This is a genomic window from Streptomyces sp. NPDC104307, assembly GCF_055584045.1.
In genome coordinates, this window is sequence record NZ_JBVJMU010000031.1 from 20,534 (window position 1) to 27,983 (window position 7,450).

Below are 7,450 nucleotides of genomic sequence, written 5' to 3' on the forward strand. Positions count from 1 at the left end.
AGGAAGTACCACCGCCACGCAGCGGCTACTGCAGGTCGAGCAGGCCCATCAGCGCGATGTTCACGCCGGCCTGGAAGCGGCTGGTCGCATCGACGCTCAGCATGATCTGGGAGATGTAGCGGCGACAGGTACGTACCGACATGCCGAGCCGACGGGCCACCAGCTCGTCCTTGTAGCCCTGCGCCATCAGCCGGATGATCGACCGCTTGAGGTCGTCGGTGATCTCCTCGGCCTCCTCGGCACCGGGCGCGAACCGCGTCGCGCCGGCCCACAGGTGCTCGTACACCCGGCACAGGAACGCCAGCAGCGTCGGCTCGCGCACCACCACCGCACCCGGCTGCCGGCCGTCCACCTGCTGTTCGGGCAGGAAGGCGACCTCCCGGTCGTAGATGACGATCCGGTCAATGAGCTCATCGGTAGTGCGCACCTCCGCCCCGTGCGAGGTCACGGCCTGGACGTACGCGGTGGTTGCCAGGTCGCTGCGCGCGGTGTGCTGGTAGAGGTGGCGGATCCGAACGCCGCGCTTGAGCCGCTCCACCGCCTTGGGCCGGGCATTGGCCAGCAGACCGGGAGGCCGGGCGCCGCCGGGCTGGGCGGTGAGCATCTCGGTGCGGCAGCGCTCGCCCTGTTCGTCGAGCAGCGCCTGCAGCGCGTCGACGTCGCTGATCACGTCGAACGCCTCCGCCTGGTTGCGCTGTTGGCGGCCCTCGAAGTACGTCGTGCGCAGGGTGCTCATCTCCTGGCGCACCAGCTTCACGGCCCGCTGCAGGTCGCGGATCTGGCCCTCGGCCGGACCTACCAGGTCGGCGACCGCCGCGTCCGGGCTCACCGGGACCAGGAGGCCCGCCTCGCCGGGCATGGGGCGCAGCAGGCTGAGCGCCGTCAGCCGGGCCTCGATGTCGGTCGCCATTCCCGGCGATACGCCCAACGTCGTCGCCATTTCCTCGCGAACAAATCGCCCCAGCAGTACGGCATTGCGGTAAGCCCGGGCCTCAAGGTCATCGAGCGAGGCGAAACCGGTATCAGAGAGGGCGCTTTCGGACATTGCAGGCCCTTCCCCGGGCGCGACGAGAACTTCTTGCCAGGCAACTTTACGACATCGGAAATGCCTTGGGTGGAAAACGCGGGTGCGGAACTGTTGAGCCCGCACCGCGAACCAACTGTCGAACTTGGGGGTAGACGTGAGCAAGACTGTGCTTCGAATCGCTACGGCGGGTCTTCTGGCCGCGGCGGGACTCATTGGCTCGGTCGGGACTGCCATTGCGGAATCTCATACTCCGTACAGCAGCGTCTCGGCTTCGGTGGTGGGTTCGGCGGTGACGGTGGTGACTACTCCCGCGGATGACCAGTGGGGCTGATGAACCCGCTCCTACGGGGCGATGCGAACGGGCGGTCCGGATTTTCCGGGCCGCCCGTTCGCGCGTGGGGTGCGCTGGTGAGCGGTCAGGAGGTGGCGCCGGGGGCCGGTGTGCCGGAAACGATAACGGCGACCTGCGCGCGTGAACTCGCCCCCATTTTCTTGAAGATGCGCCCCATGTAAGTCTCCACCGTTTTGACACTGAGATTGAGCCGGGTGGCTATTTGCTGATTGGTGAAACCCGGACCGATAAGGAAGGCGACGTCTCGTTCCCGCGAGCTCAGAATGCTCGATGAGAGAGTCTTCTGATTATCGTTTCCGATATGCTCTGCACTTCTTATGAGTTCCCGGGCGGCATCGTTGAAAGGGGAGGAAGGGAACTGCTCGAATTCAGCTGCGGCGAAATGTGCGTGGGCGTACGCAGAAGCGGGGTCTCCCAAATCCAGACTCGTCCGTGCGAGCCCGAGCGCCATAGGCCCCAAAAGATGCCGCTGCCCATGGTGGAGAGCGAGGTCGAATCCTTTGTGAAAGCACCTCAGGGCACGTTCCGCGTCGCCGTCCGCCGCCGCCGCCTCGCCGAGGCGCCGCCATGCCTCCAGAACGGGCGCCGAGCGCCTCCGGCCGAGCCCCGACAGCAACAGGTCCGCCTCGAAGGCCACTTCACGCGCGAGCACCACATCACCGTTGGTCGCGCGCGCCGCCGCCAGCAGTGCCAGCGCGTGCCCATGTGCCGCGACATCACCGCGCGGCACGCTCCGCATCGCGCGCCGCGCCACCGCAAGGGCCGCACCGCGCATCGGCCGCCCCGACTCCAGGAGCAGCGAGGCCAGTTCGACGTGCGCCATGTGCAGCACCGCCCGCTCCTCCGCGGGCCCGGACCGCAGTGCCCGCCGCGCCTGTGCCCCCGCCCCCAGCAGCCGCAGCGCCCGGGCCCGCCACACCGCGGCCTCGGCCCACGGCCCGGCCGGCCCGCCGAACCGCTCCTGGAGCGGCCACAGCCGCGCGTACTCGCCCACTGCCTGGGGCAGCCGACCGCTCAACACCAGCGCCTGGCAGAGCAACAGCCGTGCGGACAGAGGCGCGTCGGGCCACTGCGCCACCCGCCGCGCACTCCGGGCAGAGCGCGCGGGCTGCTCGAACACCATGGCGCGCGCCGCTTCTTCCAGTAGTGCCGCCTCCCGGGAGGTCAGTGCCGAGGACGTCTCCAGGAGCGCCGTCACCGTCTCCGGCCGGTCACCCCCGGCGGAAACCGGGCCCACGCCGCGTTCCGGCCCGTACGCCTGCCACATCAGGGCCCGCACGACGGGCCGGGCGAACCGGAACCACCCGGCGCGCGCGTCGGGCCGGATGATGCCCTCGCCGTGCAATTCCTCCACCGCGCGCAGCACCTCATCCGAGTCCGGTCCGGCCGCCAGTGCCGTCACCGAGAACGGGTCACCCACCACCGCGGCCCTCGCCATCGTGCGCCGTCCGAGCGGTGACAGCGTCCGCAGGTCCAGTCCCGGCACACCGGCCCTCCAGGGCGGAGCGCCGCAGGCGAGTTCGCGCGTGCTGTGCGCCGGCTGTTCCGGCTCGGGCGACTCGGCGGCCGCCAGCGCTCGCAGCAGCCCAGGCACCCCCTCCGCGTCCCGCAGAACCAGCTCCCGGCGCAGCGGGCCGATTCCGGGCGGCAGCAGCGGCTCGGCGTCGGCGCGGTCCAGCGGACGCAGCACCACCGGGCGCACCGCCCCGACCCCGGCCGTGAGGCCCGAGAGGGCGAGCGCGGTCGGGCCGCGGCGGTGGACGAGGACCGTGAGCACCGGCGCGGAGGGCGGGTGACGCATCAGGTATTCGGCGAGTTCAAGCATTTCGGGGCCGGCCCGGTGCGCGTCATCCAGCACCAGCAGCAGCCCGTCGTCCCCGGCCATCAGCTCAAGCAGGGCCCGCACCGCCCGTGCGGTCGCGTGGACGTCCACTCCCCCCCCGCCGTCCGTACCCGCGCCGCCCAGTGCGGGGAACAGCCGGGCCAGCGTCCGTATCCGGACCTCGCCCAGGCGTCGCAGCGCCGCGGGGTCCGCGGCGGCCAGCCAGTCGTCGAGCGCGTCCACAAGCGAGTGGAACGGACGCGGGGCCCCGTCCCACGGAGGCCGTCCCCAGGCCACGGCCCAGCCCCGGTGCTCCGCCTCCCACGACAGCAGCCGGGCGAGGCGGCTCTTGCCGATCCAGGGCTCACCGGACAGTGTCACAAGCCGGGACCCGGCTCGTGCGAGACGCAACTCCTCAAGCAGCAAGCCCAGTTCGGCCGCATGCGGGCCCGGCCGGGCGATCGGCTCCCGCAGTCCGGGATGCCCGTGCGGCATGTTGCCTCCCCATCGGTCGTGTCAGGGAATTCCCTGGCGAACGACCATGCACCCACAGCGACAAAGCGCTGGTAAGAGGGCGGTAAAGCGAGGGCAATCCAGCCATCGATCAAGCGCAATTCGACTCGGCCTCAAGCGTTTCTCCAGCGATCCTCAGCCATAAGCGAGCCCGGCAGCCGTACGGATCCGGTCATGTCGAATGAGGGTCATCGCCGGTTGGCGCGCGGCCGGCCGCCCCGAAGGCCGTGACAGGGAAATCCCTGACTGGCGTTCGACCACAGGCTGCCCATGCTCGTACACGCCTACTTGTCCGAACCTCCACGTGTTGGGAGAAACAGCGTGTCATATGCCCCTCGTGCGTGGATTCCGATCGGCTATGCCTGCGGATCCGCAGTGACCGGAGTCTTCACCACCCTGCCCGGACTGCTCCTGCTTCCCTACCTCACCGACACCCTGGGCACCTCCGCCGTCCTCGCCGGGACCGCCGTGCTGCTGCCGAAGGCCTGGGACGTCCTGCTCACCCCCTGGGCAGGACGGCGCGGCGACCGCTCCCCCCGCACCGGCGCCCAGCTCAGCCACCTCACCTACGGCGGCCTCGCCTCGGCCCTTGCCTTCCTGCTGACCTTCGCCGGATTCGCCCACGGTGGCGCGGGCGCCCTGTGGACCACCCTGGCGTTCACTCTCGCCGCCACCGCCTTCGCCTTCTTCCACGCCTCCTACGCCGCACTGCCCGCGCTCCTGGCACCCGAACGGGAAGCCAGGACCCGCCTTGTGGCCGGCCGCGTGGCAGGCATCGCCGTAGCCGCCCTCGTGGCAGGAGCGGCCACCCCGGCGCTCATCAACGCCACCGGAGGCGGCCTCGCAGGACACCGATGGGCAGGAGTCGCCGGAGCCGCTGTCATCACGGCCGCGACCCTCGCGGTCCGCCGCACCGTCACCGCGACCAGCCCAACCGTCTCGGCCCGTCCGTCCTTCGCCGAGCACCCCCGCCCCTGGACCGTCCTGCGCACCACCCCCCGCTTCGCGCCACTCGTGGCATGCGCCGCCCTCCAGGTCGTCGCCACCGGATGCCTCCTCGCCGGCGGCCCGTACTTCGCTGAACACGCCCTGAACAACGCCAACCTGACCGGCACCCTGGTTGCCGCGTTCGTCCTGCCGAACCTGGTCCTGACCTCCTGGTGGGTCCGGCGCAGCAGAGGCGCCGGAGGCCACCGTGCCGTGCTCCGCCAGGCCACCCTCCTGTTCAGCGGCGGCTGCCTGCTGCTCGCCGCCACCCCCGCCCTGCCCGCGGCCGCACCCGTCGTCCTGCTTGTCGTCGGTACCGGGCACGCCGGCCAACTGCTCTCCCTCTACGCCATGCTGGCCGAGGAGTGCGCGGCGGCCGGCGCGGCAGGACGCGCTGCGGGCACGCTCTCCGGCCTGTTCGGCTCGGCCGAGTCACTGGGCCTCGCCACCGGCCCGTTCCTGTATGCGCTGGCCCTGCAGTGCACCGGCTACACCTCCTCCGCCACCGGCCGGGCCGCCGGTCAGAGCACCCTCGCGCACGCCGGGATCATCGCCGGAATGACCCTGCTGCCCGCCCTGGCCGCCCTGGCCGGCCTCGCCGTCCTGAGCCGCCACAGCCCGGCCCGCCCTGCCCCGGATGCCGCCACGGTGCGGCCGTCCGCGCAAGCCCGCCTTTAGCCCGCCCGCTGAACCTCTCGGCGCCGCGTACCCCAGCAGTCGGGATCCACCGCGTCGAAAGAGGTCTGCATGAGCGTCATCGAGGAACGGCCCACGAACCGTCCGGCGATCCCGGACATCACCCCCGTCCGCTCGCGGTCCGGCCTGGCGGCACCGGCGGAGCCCGCGACCGCGGAGGATGTGCGCCACGCCTCGCTGCGGGAACGCACGGCGGAACTGGGTGCCATCCGCCGCAAGGCGGTCGCCGGCCCCAGCGAGAAGGCCACAGAGGCGCAGCATGCCAAGGGCAAGCTGACCGCACGCGAACGCATCGAGCTGCTCTTCGACGAGGACACGTTCACCGAGGTGGAGGGGTTGCGCCGGCACCGCGCAACCGGCTTCGGCCTTGAATACAAGAAGCCGCACACCGACGGCGTGATCACCGGCTGGGGCCTCGTACACGGCCGCACCGTCTTCGCCTACGCGCACGACTTCCGCATCTTCGGCGGTGCCCTCGGCGAAGCCCACGCCCAGAAGATCCACAAGCTGATGGACCTCGCCCAGACCGCCGGCGCCCCGCTCATCGGCCTCTGCGACGGCGCGGGCGCCCGCATCCAGGAAGGCGTCACCGCGCTGGCCGGATACGGCGGCATCTTCAGCCGCAACGTCCGTAACTCCGGAGTGATCCCGCAGATCTCGGTGATCCTGGGCCCGTGCGCGGGCGGCGCCGCCTACTCCCCGGCGCTCACCGACTTCGTCTTCATGGTCCGCGGCACGTCCCAGATGTTCATCACGGGCCCCGACGTGGTCCAGGCCGTCACCGGCGAGCACGTCACCCAGGAACGGCTCGGCGGCGCCGACAGCCACGCCACGCTCTCCGGCGTCGCGGGATTCGCCTACGACGACGAGGCCGAGTGCCTCCAGGACGTGCGCTACCTGCTGTCGCTGCTGCCCGCCAACAACCGGGAGCTCGCCCCCGCCGGAGACCTCGACGACCCGGCCGACCGCACCTGCGAACGGCTCCTCAGCCTCGTGCCGTCCCGGCCCAACGCCGCTTACGACATCCGCGACGTGCTCGCCGAAATCGTCGACCACGGCGAGTTCTTCGAGGTACACGCCCGCTGGGCCACCAACGTCGTGTGCGCGCTCACCCGCCTCGGCGGCCAGGTAGTCGGAGTGGTCGCCAACCAGCCGGCCAACCTCGCCGGAGTCCTGGACATCAACGCATCCGAGAAGGCGGCCCGCTTCGTCCAGTTCTGCGACGCCTTCAGCATCCCGCTGGTGACCCTCGTCGACGTACCCGGCTTCCTGCCCGGCGTGGAACAGGAGCACGGCGGTGTCATCCGGCACGGCGCCAAACTCCTCTACGCCTACTGCAACGCCACCGTGCCACGCGTCTCCCTGATCCTGCGCAAGGCGTACGGCGGCGCGTACATCGTCATGGACTCCAGCTCCATCGGCGCCGACATCACGCTCGCCTGGCCGTCGAACGAGATCGCCGTGATGGGCGCGGAGGGCGCCGCGAACGTCATCTTCCGCAAGGACATCGCCCTCGCCGACGATCCCGAGGCGATGCGCGCACAGAAGATCAAGGAGTACCGGACCGAACTCATGCACCCCTACTACGCGGCCGAACGCGGCCTGGTCGACGACATCATCGATCCGGTCGATACTCGCGCACGGCTCATCGACGCCCTGTCGATGCTCCGCACGAAGAACACTGCCCTGCCCAGCCGCAAGCACGGAAACCTGCCGCTGTGAGCCCCGAGCCACCCGGTACGGCCGAACTGGCCCTGGCCGCCGTGCGAGTGACCCGTGGCATGCCGACAGCGGAAGAGGTCGCCGTACTCGCCGTACTGCTGACGGCACGTCTGCGGTTGGCCCAGGACGCGGGAACGGCAGAGGCACAGGGCGAGGTCCTGGTCCCCACGGTGTGGCGGCACCCGGGAGCCGGATTCCGGATGCCGGGAGCGTGGGCGTCATGACCCGGCGTACCGGCAAGGTGCTCATCGCCAACCGTGGCGAAATTGCTGTCCGTGTTGCCCGTGCTTGCCGGGACGCGGGGATCGGGAGCGTGGCCGTCTACGCGGAC

At 70.8% G+C, this 7,450-nt stretch carries 6 protein-coding genes; 4 read left to right on the forward strand and 2 right to left on the reverse strand.

What is annotated here, in order from left to right:
- Positions 1-25 precede the first annotated feature (25 nt).
- Both ACZ601_RS38645 and ACZ601_RS38650 read right to left on the reverse strand, forming a co-directional pair.
- On the reverse strand, positions 26-1,045 hold the full coding sequence (locus ACZ601_RS38645) for a hypothetical protein (protein WP_469546819.1): 1,020 nt from the start codon (positions 1,043-1,045) through the stop codon (positions 26-28).
- 398 nt (positions 1,046-1,443) lie between these two features.
- On the reverse strand, positions 1,444-3,696 hold the full coding sequence (locus tag ACZ601_RS38650) for a helix-turn-helix transcriptional regulator (protein WP_469546823.1): 2,253 nt from the start codon (positions 3,694-3,696) through the stop codon (positions 1,444-1,446).
- A gap of 288 nt (positions 3,697-3,984) precedes the next feature.
- Here ACZ601_RS38650 and ACZ601_RS38655 point away from each other — a divergent pair, with 288 nt between their 5' ends.
- From ACZ601_RS38655 to ACZ601_RS38670, 4 genes are all read left to right on the forward strand, one after another.
- Positions 3,985-5,379, forward strand: coding sequence for an MFS transporter (locus ACZ601_RS38655; RefSeq protein ID WP_469546826.1), 1,395 nt, complete (start codon positions 3,985-3,987; stop codon positions 5,377-5,379).
- Positions 5,380-5,448: 69 nt separating this feature from the next.
- On the forward strand, positions 5,449-7,119 hold the full coding sequence (locus ACZ601_RS38660) for an acyl-CoA carboxylase subunit beta (RefSeq protein WP_440577242.1): 1,671 nt from the start codon (positions 5,449-5,451) through the stop codon (positions 7,117-7,119).
- Positions 7,116-7,343, forward strand: a complete 228-nt coding sequence (locus tag ACZ601_RS38665) for an acyl-CoA carboxylase epsilon subunit (RefSeq protein WP_469546830.1) — start codon at positions 7,116-7,118, stop codon at positions 7,341-7,343. Before ACZ601_RS38660 ends, ACZ601_RS38665 begins: the two co-directional genes overlap by 4 nt.
- Positions 7,340-7,450: biotin carboxylase N-terminal domain-containing protein (locus ACZ601_RS38670; protein WP_469546836.1), on the forward strand; the 111-nt coding region annotated here is incomplete at its 3' end. The genes ACZ601_RS38665 and ACZ601_RS38670, both read left to right, overlap by 4 nt.

Coding starts and splice junctions, on each gene's coding strand:
- ACZ601_RS38660 (WP_440577242.1), top strand. CDS start 5,449: ATGAGCGTCATCGAGGAACGGCCCACGAACCGTCCGGCGATCCCGGAC.
- ACZ601_RS38645 (WP_469546819.1), bottom strand. CDS start 1,045: ATGTCCGAAAGCGCCCTCTCTGATACCGGTTTCGCCTCGCTCGATGAC.
- ACZ601_RS38655 (WP_469546826.1), top strand. CDS start 3,985: ATGCTCGTACACGCCTACTTGTCCGAACCTCCACGTGTTGGGAGAAAC.
- ACZ601_RS38650 (WP_469546823.1), bottom strand. CDS start 3,696: ATGCCGCACGGGCATCCCGGACTGCGGGAGCCGATCGCCCGGCCGGGC.